This window comes from Anderseniella sp. Alg231-50, from assembly GCF_900149695.1.
Classification (GTDB): domain Bacteria; phylum Pseudomonadota; class Alphaproteobacteria; order Rhizobiales; family Aestuariivirgaceae; genus Anderseniella.
The window spans coordinates 237,727-255,411 of sequence record NZ_LT703004.1 but is presented as its reverse complement, the minus strand read 5'-3'; the positions used below and the strand labels follow the sequence as shown (position 1 = coordinate 255,411).

18 protein-coding genes are annotated in these 17,685 nt (G+C 60.5%); 7 read left to right on the top strand and 11 right to left on the bottom strand.

Going from position 1 to position 17,685, the window contains the following annotated elements; translation table 11 throughout:
* Entirely contained in the window at positions 1 to 1,320 is a 1,320-nt protein-coding gene (locus tag DHN55_RS13765) for a glucose-6-phosphate isomerase (RefSeq protein ID WP_108882063.1), read from the top strand.
* Positions 1,321 to 1,423: 103 nt separating this feature from the next.
* The gene (mutL, locus tag DHN55_RS13760) at positions 1,424 to 3,175 is read left to right on the top strand and encodes a DNA mismatch repair endonuclease MutL (protein WP_108882062.1); all 1,752 of its coding nucleotides are present in this window, start codon (positions 1,424 to 1,426) and stop codon (positions 3,173 to 3,175) included.
* A 28-nt stretch (positions 3,176 to 3,203) separates the two neighbouring features.
* On the opposite strand, the gene DHN55_RS13755 is transcribed toward mutL, so the two are convergent.
* From DHN55_RS13755 to DHN55_RS13745, 3 genes are read right to left on the bottom strand one after another with little or no spacing between them, the layout of a single operon-like run.
* Complete coding sequence (locus DHN55_RS13755) at positions 3,204 to 4,349, bottom strand: benzoate/H(+) symporter BenE family transporter (RefSeq protein WP_108882061.1); 1,146 nt, start codon at positions 4,347 to 4,349, stop codon at positions 3,204 to 3,206.
* 17 nt (positions 4,350 to 4,366) lie between these two features.
* Positions 4,367 to 4,891, bottom strand: coding sequence for a 16S rRNA (guanine(966)-N(2))-methyltransferase RsmD (gene rsmD / locus DHN55_RS13750; protein WP_337660300.1), 525 nt, complete (start codon positions 4,889 to 4,891; stop codon positions 4,367 to 4,369).
* A 16-nt stretch (positions 4,892 to 4,907) separates the two neighbouring features.
* On the bottom strand, positions 4,908 to 5,921 hold the full coding sequence (locus DHN55_RS13745; RefSeq protein WP_337660299.1) for a pseudouridine synthase: 1,014 nt from the start codon (positions 5,919 to 5,921) through the stop codon (positions 4,908 to 4,910).
* A gap of 64 nt (positions 5,922 to 5,985) precedes the next feature.
* Here DHN55_RS13745 and DHN55_RS13740 point away from each other — a divergent pair, with 64 nt between their 5' ends.
* The gene (locus DHN55_RS13740) at positions 5,986 to 6,441 is read left to right on the top strand and encodes a nucleoside deaminase (RefSeq protein WP_337660298.1); all 456 of its coding nucleotides are present in this window, start codon (positions 5,986 to 5,988) and stop codon (positions 6,439 to 6,441) included.
* A 14-nt stretch (positions 6,442 to 6,455) separates the two neighbouring features.
* Here the strand turns inward: DHN55_RS13740 and DHN55_RS13735 are convergent, their stop codons facing one another.
* From DHN55_RS13735 to purD, 4 genes are read right to left on the bottom strand one after another with little or no spacing between them, the layout of a single operon-like run.
* Positions 6,456 to 7,283, bottom strand: coding sequence for a patatin-like phospholipase family protein (locus DHN55_RS13735; RefSeq protein WP_108882058.1), 828 nt, complete (start codon positions 7,281 to 7,283; stop codon positions 6,456 to 6,458).
* Positions 7,280 to 8,362, bottom strand: a complete 1,083-nt coding sequence (locus DHN55_RS13730) for a phosphotransferase family protein (protein ID WP_337660297.1) — start codon at positions 8,360 to 8,362, stop codon at positions 7,280 to 7,282. Before DHN55_RS13730 ends, DHN55_RS13735 begins: the two co-directional genes overlap by 4 nt.
* The gene (locus DHN55_RS13725) at positions 8,359 to 9,267 is read right to left on the bottom strand and encodes an alpha/beta fold hydrolase (RefSeq protein ID WP_108882056.1); all 909 of its coding nucleotides are present in this window, start codon (positions 9,265 to 9,267) and stop codon (positions 8,359 to 8,361) included. The genes DHN55_RS13730 and DHN55_RS13725 overlap by 4 nt, the downstream gene beginning before the upstream one ends.
* A complete protein-coding gene (purD, locus tag DHN55_RS13720) occupies positions 9,264 to 10,547 on the bottom strand; it encodes a phosphoribosylamine--glycine ligase (RefSeq protein WP_108882055.1) in 1,284 nt (427 codons plus the stop codon). The genes DHN55_RS13725 and purD overlap by 4 nt, the downstream gene beginning before the upstream one ends.
* A 126-nt stretch (positions 10,548 to 10,673) precedes the next feature.
* On the opposite strand from purD, the gene xseA reads away from it, so the two are divergent.
* On the top strand, positions 10,674 to 12,104 hold the full coding sequence (gene xseA, locus DHN55_RS13715; protein WP_108882512.1) for an exodeoxyribonuclease VII large subunit: 1,431 nt from the start codon (positions 10,674 to 10,676) through the stop codon (positions 12,102 to 12,104).
* 23 nt (positions 12,105 to 12,127) lie between these two features.
* Here the strand turns inward: xseA and DHN55_RS13710 are convergent, their stop codons facing one another.
* A complete protein-coding gene (locus tag DHN55_RS13710) occupies positions 12,128 to 12,490 on the bottom strand; it encodes a winged helix-turn-helix transcriptional regulator (RefSeq protein WP_108882054.1) in 363 nt (120 codons plus the stop codon).
* Positions 12,491 to 12,567: 77 nt separating this feature from the next.
* Between DHN55_RS13710 and DHN55_RS13705 the strand changes: the two genes are divergently transcribed.
* Both DHN55_RS13705 and DHN55_RS13700 read left to right on the top strand, forming a co-directional pair.
* On the top strand, positions 12,568 to 13,449 hold the full coding sequence (locus DHN55_RS13705; protein ID WP_108882053.1) for an EamA family transporter: 882 nt from the start codon (positions 12,568 to 12,570) through the stop codon (positions 13,447 to 13,449).
* Positions 13,450 to 13,540: 91 nt separating this feature from the next.
* Positions 13,541 to 13,762, top strand: a complete 222-nt coding sequence (locus DHN55_RS13700) for a DUF2093 domain-containing protein (protein WP_108882052.1) — start codon at positions 13,541 to 13,543, stop codon at positions 13,760 to 13,762.
* A gap of 9 nt (positions 13,763 to 13,771) precedes the next feature.
* Here the strand turns inward: DHN55_RS13700 and DHN55_RS13695 are convergent, their stop codons facing one another.
* The gene (locus DHN55_RS13695) at positions 13,772 to 14,914 is read right to left on the bottom strand and encodes a carboxylate-amine ligase (protein ID WP_337660296.1); all 1,143 of its coding nucleotides are present in this window, start codon (positions 14,912 to 14,914) and stop codon (positions 13,772 to 13,774) included.
* A 58-nt stretch (positions 14,915 to 14,972) separates the two neighbouring features.
* Positions 14,973 to 15,227: a hypothetical protein gene (locus DHN55_RS13690; RefSeq protein ID WP_108882051.1), complete on the bottom strand. Its 255-nt coding sequence runs from the start codon at positions 15,225 to 15,227 to the stop codon at positions 14,973 to 14,975.
* A 261-nt stretch (positions 15,228 to 15,488) separates the two neighbouring features.
* Between DHN55_RS13690 and DHN55_RS13685 the strand changes: the two genes are divergently transcribed.
* Complete coding sequence (locus tag DHN55_RS13685; protein WP_108882050.1) at positions 15,489 to 16,883, top strand: class II 3-deoxy-7-phosphoheptulonate synthase; 1,395 nt, start codon at positions 15,489 to 15,491, stop codon at positions 16,881 to 16,883.
* 4 nt (positions 16,884 to 16,887) lie between these two features.
* Here the strand turns inward: DHN55_RS13685 and DHN55_RS13680 are convergent, their stop codons facing one another.
* Entirely contained in the window at positions 16,888 to 17,568 is a 681-nt protein-coding gene (locus tag DHN55_RS13680) for a DUF3047 domain-containing protein (protein WP_108882049.1), read from the bottom strand.
* Positions 17,569 to 17,685: the final 117 nt, after the last annotated feature.

Genomic DNA, 17,685 nt, shown 5'->3' with positions numbered 1-17,685 from the left:
ATGAGCGTTTCTAATGGCGCATTTATCCACGATATTTCGGGCTGCATGGCGGCCCATGTGGGCTATGCCGGATTGAGTGATGAAGATCTGGCGCTCTATATGGAAATGGCGAGGGAAGCTCGCGCCCGGCTGTGCGCCATGCACAAGCAACACTCGTTGCCGCTGACGCGTCTGCCGCAGAAGATAGATGATCTCGCCTCCTGCAAGATGGCGGCAATGTTTCTGCGCGACGGCGCCTCCGATATCGTTTTCCTGGGAACCGGCGGGTCATCGTTGGGCGCACAGGCCATCATGCAACTGGCGGGGTATCGGGTGCCGGGTTGTGAGGCCCGCATTGGCGCAAGGTTGCATTTCTTTGACAATCTGGACGCCTCGACGCTGGCCGAAGCGCTCGCTTCGCTGCCGTTGCCGACAACCAAGATACTCGTTACCTCCAAGTCCGGCGGTACGCCTGAAACAATGGTGCAGGTGCTGTGCCTGCTTGGCGCGCTTGAAAGTGCCGGTTTGGCGCCCGCAAATCACATTGTTGCATTGAGTGAGCCGGGTGATCCTCACCGCAACCCGCTGATACGGCTTGCCCGCATTCACCGCCTGATGTTGCTGGATCATGATCCGCACGTTGGCGGGCGCTATTCTGCCCTGTCCAGTGTCGGACTGCTGCCGGCGCTTGTCGCGGGCCTCGACGGACTGGCCATTCGCAAAGGTGCCGGCGATATCATGCAGGCCGTGCTTGCCGGCGACAACGCGTCTCCGGTCGTCGGGGCAGCCGTCTGCGTGGCACTTCAGGAAATTCGCGGCATGAATGTTTCCGTGATGATGCCTTATGCGGACCGCTTGCGGCTGTTTTCCAACTGGTATGTTCAATTGTGGGCCGAGAGCCTGGGCAAGAACGGCATGGGGTCGCAACCGGTGGCGGCAGCCGGACCGGTCGACCAGCACAGCCAGATGCAACTGTTTATAGACGGTCCCGAAGGCCGGCTGGTGAATCTCATTTTCCCGGCGACCCAGAAGCAGGGGCCGCGTCTGCCCGACAGCCTGGCCTCGGATCCGATGCTGGGCTATCTGGCAGGGCGCACTGTCGGTGACGTTACCGCCTGCCAGCAAAGTGCGGCGGTCGAGGTGCTGATGCGCAATGGCAGGCCGGTCAGGGTGTTTGCCGTGGACCGGGTGGATGAACGCACACTCGGTGCCCTCATGATGCATTTCATGCTTGAAACCATTCTGGCAGGCTTCATGATGAACATTGATCCTTTTGACCAGCCGGCCGTTGAGCAGGGAAAGATACTGACGCGGGACTATCTTGCCGCCATGAAGTCGTAAACCGGGTGGCGGTGCAGTGCGGATTGTTTACAAGGTATCGGGACAATTTAAAACGTTTGAAACCTGCGTGCTTGTTTGAGGGAAAGGCCAGAAGCGGGAAGCCATGATCCGCAAGCTTTCAGAAAACACGATCAACCGCATCGCCGCCGGCGAGGTCATCGAGCGCCCGGCCAGTGTGGTCAAGGAACTGGTTGAGAACGCGCTCGACGCCGGCAGCAGCGCCATTGAGGTGGCATTGTCGGCAGGCGGCAGGTCGATGATACGCGTTGCCGACAACGGCTTTGGCATGACCGCCGCCGAACTGGAACTTGCTGTCGAACGCCACGCCACATCAAAGCTGGCCGAGGATGACCTGGTCAATATCAGGACTTTGGGGTTTCGCGGCGAGGCATTGCCGTCCATAGCCGCGGTATCGCGGTTGAAGATTTTATCGCGCCCGCGCGCAGGCGGTGACGCGCATGAAATTCGTGTCGAGGGCGGGCGCAAGCATGCCGTGCGCCCGGCGGCCCATTCGAACGGCACCGTCATCGAAGTGACCGACCTGTTCTTTGCCGTGCCGGCGCGGCTCAAGTTTCTGAAGTCCGAGCGTGCCGAAACTGCCGAAGCAGCCGATGTGGTGCGCCGCCTTGCCATGGCCCACCCGGGCGTCCGGTTCACCATGACATCCGACGGGCGATCACTGGTTGATCTTCGCGCCGGTGAGCTTGAAGCTCGTATTCACGCGGTGATGGGCCGAGAGTTCCAGGGCAATACGGTTGCCATCGATGCAGTGCGTGAAACCGTCAAACTGACCGGGCTGGTCAGCCTGCCGACCTACCATCGCGCCCAGGCCAACCAGCAATATGTGCACGTCAATGGCAGGCCGGTGCGTGACAAGGTTATCGCCGGTGCGTTGCGTGGCGCCTATGCCGATTTCATGATGCGCGGCCGCCATCCGGCTGTTGCGCTGTTTCTCACCGTGCCGCCGGACGAGGTGGATGTGAACGTCCACCCGGCCAAGACCGAAGTGCGGTTTCGCGATCAGGCCATGGTGCGGGGGCTGATCGTCGGTTCAATCCGTCAGGCTCTCGCCGATGCCGGTCACAGGGCATCCAACACAGTCGGCGCGGGCACCATCAATTCGTTCCGTCCCGAGACCAGTGCCTACCAGCCACAGCCCCAAAGCTGGACAACGCCATCGCGTCCGGGATTTCAGGAAACCCAGGCCGCATTCGAGGCGTTTGCACCGCCATCCGGAGCCGGGGTCAGCGAGGCGCCGGCCGAGGATGAACTGGACACGCCGCTCGGTGCGCCACGCACCCAGGTCCATGAAAACTACATCATTTCCCAAACCCGTGACGGCGTGGTGATCGTCGACCAGCATGCCGCCCATGAACGGCTGGTATATGAGAAGATGAAAGCCCAGTTCGCAGCGTCAGGCGTCGCCACCCAGCCTCTGCTGGTGCCGGAAATCGTCGAACTGGATGCAGCATCCGCCGAACGCCTGCTCGATGCGTCCGCCGATCTGGCGGCATCCGGACTGGTGATCGACAGCTTTGGCCCGGCCGCGATCGCGGTGCGCGAAGTGCCGTCGCTTATTGCTGGCGGCAATATCGCCAGGCTGATCCAGGACGTGGCCGATGACCTGGAGACATTCGACGCCACGACCGGGGTGCGCGAGAGGATGGACCATGTCCTGTCGACCATGGCGTGTCACGGATCGGTAAGGTCCGGCAGGCGGCTCAAGCCGGAAGAAATGAACGCGCTGCTCAGGGAGATGGAAGCCACGCCTCACTCCGGCCAGTGCAATCACGGCAGGCCCACCTACGTCGAACTGAAACTGTCGGACATCGAGCGGCTGTTCGGCCGGAGTTGAACCTGCTGCCGTACTGCAAGCAACACCCTCAACGCCGTTTCAGGCCATCCATCAGGTGCACCAGCAGGCCGGCCAGCAGGCCCCAGAAGGCTGCGCCGACGCCGAATGCGGCGATACCGGATGCGGTGACGATGAATGTGGCTGCGGCGGCAAACCTGGTTGCCGGGGCATCGAAGGCCGACGCCAGGGCGCCGATCAGCGGCGTGATCAGGGCCAGTCCGGCCACTACGGCGATGATGGCTTTCGGCATGGCGATGATGGTGACGATAATCACCGGGCCGAAAAACCCGAGCAACATCCAGATGATGCCGTAGGAAATGCCGACCTGCCAGCGTTTCGACTTGTCCGGGTGAACGTCGTCGCCGAGACAGATGGCCGCCGTAATCGCCGCCATGTTGAAGGTGTGCGAGCCGAACACACCGGCGATCATCGAGCCGATGCCGGTCACGCCAAGGCTGGCGGCAACAGGCGGCGTATAGCCATGCGCACGCAGCACGGCAAAGCCTGGCAGGTTCTGTGACGCCATGGTGACAAGGTACAAGGGCAGGCCGAGACCGATCAGGACGGCGGGGTTGAATTCGGGCATTATGAACACCAGCGACAGTGCCTCGAACCGGAACGCCGGAACCGGCACGCCTGCATAGGTGAAGGCGATGATGAGGCCAGCGCCCAAAGCCGCCAGAACCGCATACAGCGGACTGATCAGCCGCACGATCAGGAACACCGCGATCAGCGGCAACACCATCCGCCAGTCACTGACTGCGTAAGTGGCAACCGCAATGCAGAACGGTAAAAGCACGCCGGCAAGCATGCCCGATGCGATGCCGGTGGGAATGGAGGAAACAGCCCGGTTGATCGGCGGCACTGCCCCGGTCAGGGCGATCAGGCCGCCTGCCAGCACGAAGGCGCCGACGGCCTCGTTGATATTGATGCCGGTCGATGCGGCGATGAGCGCAGCTCCCGGCGTTGACCAGGCCAGCACGATCGGCACTTTTTTCCAGGTGCTCAGCAGCATGGATCCGATTGCCTTGGCGAAGCAAATGGCGGCAACCCAGCTGGCCGTTTGCGCTGAGTTCGCGCCAACTGCCTGGGCCGCCGCCAGAATGAGGGCAATCGTCGAGCCATAGCCAACCAGCGCAGCGACAAGCGCTGCAGAAATCATCGACGGTCTCATTCATCAGCTCCGCTAGGTCATGACCTGAACTGCAGTGTCAGTACTTTGGTGTCGCCATATTGATGGTCGCCCAGCAAGGTGAGCTCATCAGGTAACGCTACATCCACTTTGGCAGTTTCTTCCACCACGACAATTGCGTTTTCTGCAAGCCAGCTGCCCGCCGTCAGTGACTGGAGCGCGCTTTCCGCCAGATCCTTGCCATAGGGCGGGTCCAGGAACACCAGGGAGTAGGGACTCATGGGCGTGCAGGACCCCAGGCTGGCGGCATCCCGGCGCCACAATTTACATTGCCCGATGACACCGAGCGTGTCGGCATTGCGCCTGATGAGGCCACGGGCAGCGTCGCTGTTGTCGATGAAATGCACATGCTTGGCGCCGCGCGACAAGGCTTCAAGGCCAAGGGCACCGGTGCCTGCGAACAGGTCCAGCACGCGCGCGCCGTCAATGCTGAAACCCGGGACGCCGTGTTCAAGCCGGTTGAAGATCGCCTCGCGCACCCGGTCCGTTGTCGGGCGGGTATCGCGGCCATCAGGCGCGCTCAAGCTGCGGCCCCTGAACTTACCGCCGACGATCCGCACGGGCCGCTCCCTTGGCACCGGAGCGCTTTGCGGCGGGCTTGCCGGTCGAAGGCTTGCCTGAAGCAGGCTTGCCTGAGGCAGATTTGCCTGAAGCGGGCTTGCGGGCGGCAGGCTTGCCCGTTGGCTTGCTTTTCGCAGTCGCTCGTTTCGGCTTGCGGAACGGTTTGCCGTCCGGCCCGAGTTTCGGATTGGCGGCTCGTTTCGATTTCGCGCCCTCCTTGCGCTTGGTGCCGCCGCGCACCTGCTCGTTCAGCACTTTCTGTGAAATCTCGTCCACAGCACCGCGGGCCAGTTCGCCTAACTGGAACGGACCGAAAGAGGTACGGATCAGCCGCCCGACTTTCAGGCCAAGGTGTTCACATATCTTTTTGACTTCCCGGTTCTTGCCTTCGCGCAGCGCAATTGTCAGCCAGACATTTGCCCCTTGCTCCTTGTCCAGCTTGGCATCGATCGGGCCGTACTGCACGCCATCCACCAGCAGCCCGTCTTTCAGGGCTTCAAGCGCTTCGGGGGTGACCTTGCCGTTGGCTCGTACACGATAGCGGCGCACCCATCCTGTTGCCGGCAGTTCCAGCAGGCGGGCCAGTCCGCCGTCATTGGTCAGCAGCAAAAGGCCTTCGGTATTGATATCGAGACGGCCGATCGAAATAACGCGCGGCAGGTCTTCCGGCATCTTGTCGAAAACCGACGCGCGGTCCTTTTCATCGCGATGCGACACCACAAGACCGGCAGGCTTATGGTAGCGCCACAGCCGGGCTGCTTCGCGTTCGGGCAACGGCTTGCCGTCAACTTCTACCGTATCAGTGGGTAGCACCGTCATGGCCGGTGTGATAAGCGGCTTGCCATTGACATTGACCCGGCCCATCTCGATCCAGCGTTCGGCGTCACGGCGTGAGCACAGACCGGCCCGGGCGATCACCTTGGCGACGCGTTCGGGCTTGGTTGTTTCGTCGGCGGGTGAACCTGCTGGCGGGCTTGATTGTTTGGCATTCATGGAGTTGCTTGTACCAGAACGGCAGTGTTGTTGCACAGGCACAAAAAACAGGTGTGAAAAGACGATGAAGGTTGAGCTGCACCCAGCCATGGCGCGGGCGTTTGAAGAGGCCGAAGCCGCTGGCGAACGTGGCGAGGTGCCGGTCGGGGCGTGTATTACCGGGCCCGATGGCGCCATTGTCGCGAGCGCGGGAAACCAGACCCGTGAGCTGAACGATGCAACGGCTCATGCCGAGGTCCTGGCCATCCGCGAAGCGGGCACGCTGCTGGGCAGCGAGCGGCTGACCGGTTGTGATCTTCATGTCACCCTGGAGCCGTGCGCCATGTGCGCTGCCGCTATTTCGTTTGCCCGTATCGGGCGTTTGTATTTTGGCGCTGAAGACGAGAAGATGGGCGCGGTCGAAAACGGGCCGCGGTTTTTTGCGCAGGCCACCTGTCACCATGTACCGGAGGTGTATTCCGGCCTGGGTGAGAAAAAAGCCCGTGAAATGTTGACTCAATTCTTCAGAACCAGGCGCTAAGTCCCTGAATTGACTCAGCTGTTCAGGGCAGCTTCAAGTGACCGCTTGATCTCGTCACGCGCCGGTCTTGCCGCGCTCATGATGTCTTCGAAGTGGAAGAAATCGTGTATGCGAAACTGGCTTATGGCGGGTTCAATCCAGATGTCGCAGCGCAGGCTGTCACGCTGCAGCTGGGCGATCTTCTGCTGCTGGATCTGCATGGCTCCCGACAAAAGGTCGGTGGTTCGCGCACCGCTGCCATCGGACGGCTGCGGCCTGCCGATAACATTGACCGCCGCCACGATGTCACAGTCTTCCTGCACATGCGATATCGGCACCGGATTGACGCAACCGCCGTCGATCAATGTCGTGTTGCGCTTCGGCGCCGAGATGACGCCGGGGATGGCGATGCTGGCGGCTATGGCGGCAACGGGGTCGCCGGACGAAAATGCGACTTCGCTCATGTTGTAGAAGTCAGTGGTCACGATGGTGAAGGGGATCTGGAAGTCCGCCAGGTCATCGGGAAGCGGGGTCGGTAATACCAGCTTCACCAGTTGTGTACCTTCAAGGATCGGCGAGGCCAGCGGATTGAAATTGATCAGGTCCATCAACCCGCCACGCCCTGACGAAAACGCCCTGCGCGCCGCATCCAGCCGGTTGGACAGGACCTGGCGCGAATGGTCTTCGATTTCGGCGGCACTGAGCCCGCCTGCGTATCCGGCGCCGATCAGCGCGCCAATGCTGGTGCCGGACATGCGGTGCGGCTTTATGCCGAGCTCGTCGAAGGCATGCAGTATCTGGATGTGGGCCAGGCCGCGCGCCGCGCCACCGCCCAGTGCCAGACCGATACGGGGATCGCTCATGCGCCGGCCTTTCGGGCATAGTCCCAGGCAACGTCGGCCATGGGAGACACCAGGTCCGCCATTTCCGCAGCGTGCGGATTGGCGGCCGTGCCGTCTCTTACCCTGCCGACAATGCCCTGGAAAATCGCTGCCATCCTGAAAAAATTGTAAGCCAGATAGGTATCCAGATCGGGAATGGAGTTCAGGCCGCGTCTCCGACAATAGGCCGCAACATAATCCTCAAGCGCAGGCACACCCTCAAGGTCTTCATGGCCTATCAACGAGCCGACGCCGGCGCCGGTTTCAGACGGCGGCATGCGCCACTGCATCAGGTGGTAGGTGAAATCCGCGATCGGATCACCCAGCGTAGACAGTTCCCAGTCCAGCACGGCGTGAATTTCCGGGCTCGCCTGATCGATAATACAATTGTCGAGACGGAAGTCGCCATGCACCAGTGACACCTGACCCGATGACGGTGAGGCGTCGGGCAGCCAGTCCATCAACCGGTCCATGGCCGGTATTTTTTCGGTTTCCGATGCCCGGTACTGCTCTGACCAGCGCTTGATCTGCCGGGCCACATAACCTTCAGGGCGGCCAAAGCCGGTGAGGCCGGCGGCATCGATATCCACCGCATGCAGGTTTGCCATGAATGAGTTGAGTTCATCAAAAATGCCGGCCCGCTCGGTGCCGGAAATGCCGGGCATGAACGGTTCCCAGAACACCCTGCCACCGACAAAATCCATCACGTAGAACTCGGTGCCGATGATGGCTGCGTCCTCGCACAGCAAATGCGGTTTCGCAACCGGCAGCCCCTGCGCATGCAGGGCCCTGATGACACGGTATTCCCGGTCAACCGCATGCGCGGACGGCAACAGTTTTCCCGGCGGCTTTCGGCGCAGCACATAACTGGCGGACGCAGTGACCAGCTTGTAGGTCGGGTTTGACTGGCCACCTTTGAATTGTTCAACCGTCAGCGGTGGCGTGAAACCGGCTATGTGGGTTTGCAGGTAGTCTGTCAGCGCCTGCTCATCAAACCGGTGTGCGGCGCGCACGTCACGCGTGCCGGAAAACTCGGCCTGTCTGTCCATCGGCTGGCTCAAGCTGCACTCTCCATCAGAAACGGCATCATCGCGGCAAGCGTTTCCGCCGGTGCCTCTTCGACAAGGAAGTGCCCGCAGGCAATGCCGCCGCCGGTGACATTGGTCGCCCATTTACGCCACGTGTCCAGCGGACCGCCGCCTGATTTGCCGGGGATACCGGCATCCCCCCACAACGCCAGCATGGGGCAGGTGATCTTGATGCCCTGACCGAGTGCCGCCTGGTCATGCTCTACGTCACAGGTGGCTCCGGCGCGATAGTCATTGCACAAGGCGTGGATGACTTTGGGGTCGCGGAAGTACGTGCGATATTCATCCAGCGCGGCAGGATCAAAGACATCAAGTCCGGTACCGTTGTTCCAGGCACCGAGTTTCTCGTCCAGATAGAAATCCGCATCGGCGCCGATCAGCTTTTCCGGCAGCGGATAGGGTTGTGCCAGAAACGGCCAGTGATAGGTGTTCATGGCCCCTGCAATGGCAGACATGGCTTTCCATTGCTCCAGCGTCGGCACAATATCCAGTGTGACCAGCCGTGTGACCGATTGCGGATGGTCCTGCGCCAGCCGGTAGGCCACGCGGCCGCCGCGGTCATGGCCGCACAGGTGGAATTCCTTATGTCCGAGGGTGTGCATGACGGCAATCAGATCGTTCGCCATGGTCCGTTTTGAATAGGCAAGGTTTTCTGCATCGTTGGCCGGTCTGCCGGAACGGCCATAGCCGCGCAGGTCCGGGATCACCAGCGAGAAGTGCTTGCTCAGTTCACCGGCAATCTTGTGCCAGATGGCGCCGGTTTGCGGAAACCCGTGCAACAGCAGCAATGGCGGACCGCTGCCGCCGCTGCGCACGAATATCTGTGTGCCGTCGCCGTCGATCATCTGCTCCTTGAAACCGGGATAAAGTTCGCTCATGCACTGCCTTTTTCACGTTCCACGGCCCGCCAGCCAATGTCGCGGCGGCAAAAGCCTTGCGGCCAGTCTACCGTATCGACTGCCGCATATGCCAGTTTCTGTGCATTGCCGACGCTGTCAGCTTCAGCGGTTATGTTCAATACGCGTCCGCCATTGGCCATGATGTCATCGCCGTCGCGTTTTGTACCGGCATGAAAAACCTGCACGCCGTCCATCGCCGATGCGGCATCCAGGTTGCCGATCACGGAACCCTTTTCGACGTCACCGGGATACCCTTGCGTGGCCATCACAACTGTGAGGGCTGTCGTGTCGTGCCAGCGTACCGAAACCTTGTCGAGCGTGCCGGAACAGGCCGCCAGCATGATGGTGACGATGTCGTCTTTCAGCCGCATCATCAGCACCTGGCATTCCGGATCGCCGAAGCGCACATTGTACTCTATCAGCTGTGGTCCGGTGTCGGTGATCATCAGGCCGGCGAACAGCACGCCCTGGAAAGCCGCGCCTTCCGCAGCCATCGCCGCCAGTGTCGGCTTGATGATCTCGTCCATGGTCCGGCGGCTCACAGTCTCGTCCATCACCGGGGCAGGTGAATAGGCACCCATGCCGCCGGTATTCGGCCCGGTGTCGCCTTCACCGACGCACTTGTGGTCCTGGGCAGAACCGAAGGCCACGGCGGTGGTGCCGTCGCAGATGGCGAAGAACGAGGCCTCTTCGCCAACCAGGTACTCCTCGATCACCACTTCGGCGCCGGCAGCGCCAAACCGCCCGGCAAAGATTTCGCGCACGGCCGCTTCGGCGTCCGACATGGTCATGGCGACCGTGACGCCCTTGCCGGCAGCCAGACCATCCGCCTTGACCACTATGGGCGCGTCATGTTCGGCCAGGTATGAAAGTGCATCGGTCTCGTTGCCAAACCGGCCATAGGCGCCGGTCGGGATATTGTACTTGGCGCAGATGTCCTTGGTGAAACCCTTTGAGCCTTCCAGCCTGGCAGCTGCCGCACCGGGGCCGAATGTGGTAATGCCCGCATCGCGCAACCGGTCTGCAAGGCCTGCCACCAGCGGCGCTTCCGGTCCGACGACAACCAGGCCGATCGCGTTCACTTTGCAGAAATTGACGATCGCGGCCGCATCATCAAGATCGAGCGCCACGATCTCTGCTTCGCGTGCTATACCCGCATTGCCGGGAGAGCAGAACAATGTGTCTGTCAGGGGTGAATTTGCGATTGCCCAGGCCAGCGCATGTTCGCGGCCGCCCGATCCGATCAGAAGAATGTTCATGAGGTGTCAAGCTCTCCTTGCCAATGCCACTGGTTTTGACATCCAATGGGCGTCATTGAAAGGATTCTTGTAGCCATGTCCACCGATTGGCCTCCGTCCGGGTTTGATCCCGACACAGGCGAGCTTATGGATGAGCCCGAAGCGGCCTCCAATGTTGCCGAGTTCTCCGTATCGGAGATTTCCAGCGCGCTGAAACGCACGCTGGAGGATACTTTCGGCCATGTGCGTGTGCGCGGTGAACTGGGCCGCGTGTCGAGGCCTGCATCCGGCCATGTCTACCTGGACCTGAAAGATGATCGCGCCGTGCTTTCAGGCGTCATCTGGAAGGGCACCGCATCGCGCATGAAGATCCAGCCTGAACAGGGGCTGGAGGTCATTGCCACCGGGCGCATCACGACATTCCCCGGCCAGTCGAAGTACCAGATCATCATTGATACACTGGAGCCGGCTGGTGCCGGAGCGCTGATGGCGCTGCTGGAAGAGCGCCGCAAGAAACTGTCTGCAGAAGGCCTGTTTGACGAGGACCGGAAGCGGGAACTGCCTTATCTGCCCGCCGTCATCGGCGTGGTGACCTCGTCGACCGGCGCGGTCATCCGGGATATCCTGCATCGTTTGTCGGATCGGTTTCCACGCCATGTTCTGGTGTGGCCGGTCCGGGTGCAGGGAGAAAGCAGCGCCAGCGAGGTTGCCAATGGCATTCGCGGGTTTAACGCATTTGAACCTGGTGGCGATATACCCAGGCCTGACCTGATCATTGTGGCCCGTGGCGGCGGCAGCCTGGAGGACCTGTGGGGCTTCAACGAGGAAGAAGTGGTGCGTGCTGCTGCTGACAGCGCCATTCCGCTGATTTCTGCGGTTGGCCATGAAACCGACTGGACCCTGGTCGACCATGCCGCGGACTGGCGCGCACCGACACCGACCGCCGCGGCTGAACGCGCGGTTCCGGTGCGCTCTGAACTGCTGGCCTATGTGGCCGACATGGGTGCGCGCCAACACCGTGCGGTGTCGCGCGCCATGGACGAGAGGCGCACGCGTATTACGGCAGCGGGCAGGGGACTGCCGCGCCCGGACGATTTGCTGGCGCTGGCCCGGCAACGTTTCGACGCAGCATCCGGCAGGCTTGGGCAGTCCCTGAAAGCCGCGACAGCTGCCAGCCGCAGCCGGTTTGACCGGGTGGCCGCGCGCCTCAGCGTCAGGCCGCTGCAGCAGCAGATCACCCGTGACCGTGAAACCGTCATCCGCCTGTCGCGCGAAGCCAGGCGCAGCCTCGATGCCCGCATGGACCAGCGCCGGCAGGCCCTGTCTGCAGCGGACAAGCTGTTGCGGGCGTTTTCATACCAGGCCGTACTTGAACGGGGCTTTGCACTGGTGCGCGACGGTGACGGCCAGCCGGTTCGCAGCGCAGCGGCAACCGAAGCGGGCATGGACATCAGCATAGAGTTCACCGATGGGCGCGCTGATGCGGTGATCGGGGTCAAGGGGACAAGGAAGCCGGGATCATCCACCAAGCCGCCAGCAACCGGAAAGCCTGGCGGTGGTCAGGGCGACCTGTTCTAGGGTTGCCGTTTTGCCGTGGCTGTTCAGGTGTTTGAGCCTCCGTCTTCATCGCCGCTCAGCAACTGTCTGGCCCAGTTTCCAGACCAGCCGCCCAATGGCTGCAGAAGGGCAAACAACTCCCGGCCTGTCGCCGTGAGCAGGTAACCATCTTGTTGATGCTGAACCAGGTCACTGGCTCTGAGTTCCTTCAGCCGCGTGTTGAGCACGGTAGGTGAAACCCCTTCGCAACTGGTCTGCAACTGTCTGAAAGTCATGGGTGCTCCTGCGAGATGCCAGATGATCCCCAGCGCCCAGCTGCGCCCCAGCAGGTCGAACAGCACCATTATAGGTTTGCCGGTTTTTGATCCGCGAACCGGGCGTCCCGGGGTCGGTATCTTGTGTGTCATGGTTATATTTCTGTTGCTATTAAATTTGTAGCGCTATATTGCTATCAATAATGTAGCAAAAATTCCTTGAGGCATCCATGTTTGTGTTACCGGCATTCGCTGCACTGGCAGCATCTTTTGGATGGGCGGTTGGCATAGTTCTGGCGCAATCGCCAGCCCGTGCGGTGGGCGCTTTTGAGTTCACCAGAATTCAGCTCATTGCATGCAGTGCAATCCTGTCTGCTGCTTGTGCCGTGCTTGGGTACTGGACCACTGTCGTATGGGATCAGTGGCTCGCATTTGCCACAAGTATTGGCTTGGGAATATTGCTCGGTAATCTCGCGATGATCGAGTGTCTCAGGCGGGGCGGGCCGAGGCGCACAGAGTTGTTGCTGGCGCTCAAGGCTCCTTTGGTAGCCGTGATGGCCTATGTATGGCTGGGAGAAACCGTTTCCCTGGCCGGAATGATCGGCGGAGCAATCATTTTGTCCGGTATTGTGCTGGCAATCTTCTTCGCTGATTCTCCGGCTGATGACGTCGATGGCAATCTCGCTGTCGTCATTGCATTGGGGGTTGTCGCGGCGGCCAGCCAGGGGGCCGGGTACCTTTTGGTGAAACCGGCAATGCTGGCCGGCACAGAACCCCTGGCGGTATCTGCGGTCAGGCTGACCGGGGCCGCATTCCTGATATCCCTGATTGGCCTGTGGCCGTTCAGCGCCTTTCGGCCCGGCGCCGAGATGACACCATATCTTCTGTTCAGGATTGTATTGCCCGGTTTCATCGGATACGGCGTTTCGTCTTCTTTGTTGCTCTATGCATTTGCCAATTTCAGTGCCGGCATGGCCGCCATACTGGGCTCGTTGTCGCCGGTGCTGGTGTTGCCGCTGATAAGCCTCAGGACCGGGGTCCTGCCGCACGGCCTTGCCTGGACAGGGGCGGTTTTGGCGATTGCGGGCACTGCACTGATGATCTTGTTGTAGCGGTGGGCCGAAAACGGCTGCAATCAAATTCGCGGCGGGCCGGTCCCAAACCCCTTCTCAAGCCGCGGTTCTGCCTGTAATAGTAAGCGCCATGAACTTTGAACCAACATTTGCCGCCGCCCAGGAAGCCAAGGTCCGCTATCTTGACGCTGACTTCCAGGTCCTGCGTCATGGTGATTTCGTCCGCTGTGCGGTGACCAGGCAGGCTATTCGCCTGGATGATCTGCGCTATTGGTCGGTGGACCGCCAGGAAGCTTACGCATCGGCTGAAGTGGCCATGCAGCGTCACCTGGAAGTCAACGGCGCCGGTTAGTCATCCGGATCAGCTCTGGTCAAGCCCGCTGACTGTCTCTTCGATCAGGCTGTCAACTACAGCCTGCATGGCTTCTGTGTGATCGGCACCATTGTCGGTTGCTGCTTTGTAGACGGCCCGTTGCCTGTCGGCACTGTTGCCGCTGGTTATGATGTCACGCAGCTTCACGATTTCCCTGGAACATCCCAGCTCTTCCGCGTCATGGGCGACCAGCTCGAGCAATTCCTCAAGCAGGTCGGTGTAGTTGACCAGCTTCGCCTTGCCGAAATCCATCAGTCGTCCCGATACGCCGTGGCGTTGTGCCTGCCAGCGGTTTTCGTTGATCAGGAAGCGCTCGTACTGGCGCCAGCGCTGGTTTGACAGTCTGAGCCTGTACAGCATGTGCGCCAGGCTCTGCACCAGGGCAGCCATGGCAACGGTATCATCGAGACGCGGTGTTACATCGCAGATGCGGGTCTCCAGTGTCGGAAACCGTGCAGACGGCCGCAGGTCCCACCAGATCTTGGTTGCATCCTCTATCACCCCGGCCGCGATAAGCCTGTCCACCGCGCGGGTGTACTCTGCATAGGAGTTGAACATCGGTGGCAGCCCGGTGCGCGGCAGATTGTCAAAAACGCTCAGCCGGTAAGAGGCGAGCCCGGTGTCCCTGCCTTGCCAGAACGGCGACGACGCGGACAGCGCCAGCAGGTGTGGCAGGAAATACGACAACTGACCGAGCAGGTCGATGCGCAGATCTTCGTCCTCGATACCGACATGGACATGCATGCCGCAGATCAGCATGCGCCTGGCGACGCCTGCCAGATCGCGCGCCAGTTCTTCATAGCGCTGCTTGTTGGTAAATGTCTGATGCTGCCAGTCGGCAAACGGATGGGTGGCCACGGCAAGCGGCGCAAGTCCATAGCCATCGGCAATGCCGGAAATGGTCTTGCGCAGTTCAACCAGTTCGGCCCGTGCCTGCGGAATGGTTTTGCAGACCCCGGTGCCGACCTCGATCTGGCACTGCAGGAATTCAGGACTGACGCGCGATTTTAGCACTTTCGTGCACTCGGCCATCAAGGCATCGGGCGCCGCCACCAGATCCCGGGTCTTGCGGTCTACAAGGAGATATTCCTCCTCGATGCCCAGGGTAAATGTCGGCGTTTGCAATTCCATGACGCAAAGTCTGCTTCAAGCCGCTCGCGCTTGCAAGTCATTCGGCGCACATCACGCGTCAGGCCAGGAAACCGACGAAGCGATGATCCTTGTTCAAGACCAGAAGGACATTGGCCGCAATGATCAGCCAGGCAAAAACGCGTGAAAACCTCGGGTCTTGCGCGGCCTCGACCGGCAATGCCCGCATCAGGACGATTGCGATGACGCAAAGCGCATTGATGATGCCGAGCTGCAATGCAAGTGGGTACGGCCCTCCGAAGAAGAAAGCGTTCATCCAGTTCAGATTTCCATCCGAAAACAGAGTGTCAAGCATGATTCAAACCTCTATACAAAAGGTCAAATTTTCTCAGCCGTCCCGGGCGGAGGCATTGTATCAGGCAAATCTTAACCCATTGTATCGTATATGCCGGGCATTCAACGGATGGCACGAAATACCGTATGCCGACGCAAAATCGAGCCTGGCAGCAGGCAATATCGCCATGCGCTCACCTGCACAGCGCTTGCTTTTTTTGTTATGATGGCGCAATGAAACCACCGGTCCGCAAGGTGGCGGGCAGTTAAGAGAGTAAGTACTATGAGCAACTGGACCCCTTCAAGCTGGCGTTCTTTCCCGATCAAGCAGGTTCCCGACTATGCTGATGCGGAAGCCCTCAAGTCCACGGAAGCCCGTTTGGCTACGTTTCCCCCACTTGTATTTGCAGGTGAGGCACGCAAGCTGAAGCGCAAGCTGGCCAAGGTGTCGGAAGGCAAGGGTTTCCTGTTGCAAGGTGGTGACTGCGCAGAGAGCTTTGCCGAACATGAAGCGGACAATATTCGCGATTTCTTCCGCGTGTTCCTGCAAATGGCGGTTGTATTGACCTTTGCCGGTGGCCAGCCGGTGGTCAAGGTCGGCCGCATTGCCGGTCAGTTTGCCAAACCGCGGTCATCGAATGTTGAAGCTCAAGGCGATGTTGAACTGCCGAGTTATCGTGGTGACATCATCAATGGTATCGGTTTTGACACCACATCGCGCGAGCCGGATCCTGAACGCCAGATCATGGCGTACCGGCAATCAGCCGCTACGCTGAACCTGCTGCGGGCATTTGCCATGGGCGGCTATGCCAACCTGGAACATGTTCATCGCTGGACTCTAGGGTACCTTCGCGGTTCACCCCAGTCGGAGCGCTATCAGCATCTGGCCGACCGGATTTCGGAAACCCTGGGCTTTATGCGCTCATGCGGTATCAACCCTGATACCACGCCGCAACTCAAGTCCACCGAGTTCTACACCTCGCACGAGGCGCTGCTGCTGGGCTATGAAGAAGCCCTGACCCGTGTCGATTCCACGTCCGGAGAATGGTATGCCACGTCCGGTCACATGCTGTGGATAGGCGACAGGACACGCCAGCCTGATCATGCTCATCTGGAGTTCTGCCGCGGTGTTCAGAACCCGATCGGGCTGAAGTGCGGCCCGTCGCTTGAGGCTGACGAACTGATCCGCCTCATCGACATGCTGAACCCGGCCAATGAGGCCGGCCGGCTAACGCTGATCGCACGCTTTGGTGCCGGCAAGGTGGAAGATCATCTGCCAGGCCTGATCCGCAAGGTCGAGGCCGAGGGACGAAAAGTTCTGTGGTCCTGTGATCCGATGCACGGCAACGTCATCAAGGCATCCAGTGGCTACAAGACCAGGCCGTTCGACGCCATTCTGTCGGAAGTTCGTGACTTCCTGTCCATCCATCGGGCCGAGGGCACTCATGCCGGCGGTATCCATGTGGAAATGACCGGGCAGAACGTTACCGAATGTACCGGTGGCGCCCGCGAAGTGTCGGACGATGATCTGGCGCACCGCTATCACACACATTGTGATCCGCGTCTCAATGCGGACCAGGCGCTCGAACTTGCATTCCTCGTCGCTGAAGAACTGCGCAAGTCGGTAGGCCCGGTCTCGGACGACGCCGGTGAGGGCAGTTTTGAGGCGGCTGAATAGCCGGTTACTCAACGATACGGAATTTGCGGATACTGGAACGGCTGGATGTCCTGGTGTCTTCGGTATCCGCAGATACGGACACGTGACGCAGGTCGGACAGTTCCGGCGCAATGCCGAAGGCGGCCTTGAAGTCGGCGGCTATATCGCGCGTTTCCATTTGCCATGTGCCGGTTTTGGCTCGGCTGTCGCGAAGCACGATGACCATGCCCTTGTCCGGGAAGTACGGGTTTCTGATGATGGACCCGGCGCGCTGTTTGCCGCCCCAGACATAGGTCATGAGATAGCCGACGCGTGGCTTGCCCAATAGCGAGCTGAGTGCACCCGACACAGACGCGCTCTTGTCTTCAAACCACAGGTGCACAGCCGCCGGACGGTCATCCTTGCCTTTGGCCGAAAGGTCCGTGGCCGGGATGTCACGGTCCACCCGCCACTGCCACTGCAGTTTCGGCATGTGCGATCTGAGCGGATTGATCTCGCGGTAAAGGAATGCCACCGACTTGTCGGCTGATATGTCGAGAATACCCTTGTTGAGGGCAAACCGGGTTTTCGGTTTGCTGCCGACCTTGAGCACTTTCCAGTTGCCTTTGCCCGCCAGCAGATCCTGGGACGCTGCCTGGGCGGGTGGTGGGCTCGCGCCAAGCAGAACGGTTGCGAGCACGACAGGCAGCACGGGGAAAAAACGCATCTTGAGAGGGACCCGCTTGAGAGATGGTTGAAACAGTCATTGAATGTTTCATCCCGCGCGACCTCAAATACAATTCACTTAGACTCAATCCGCCGTGATCCGCATATAGCGATCCGG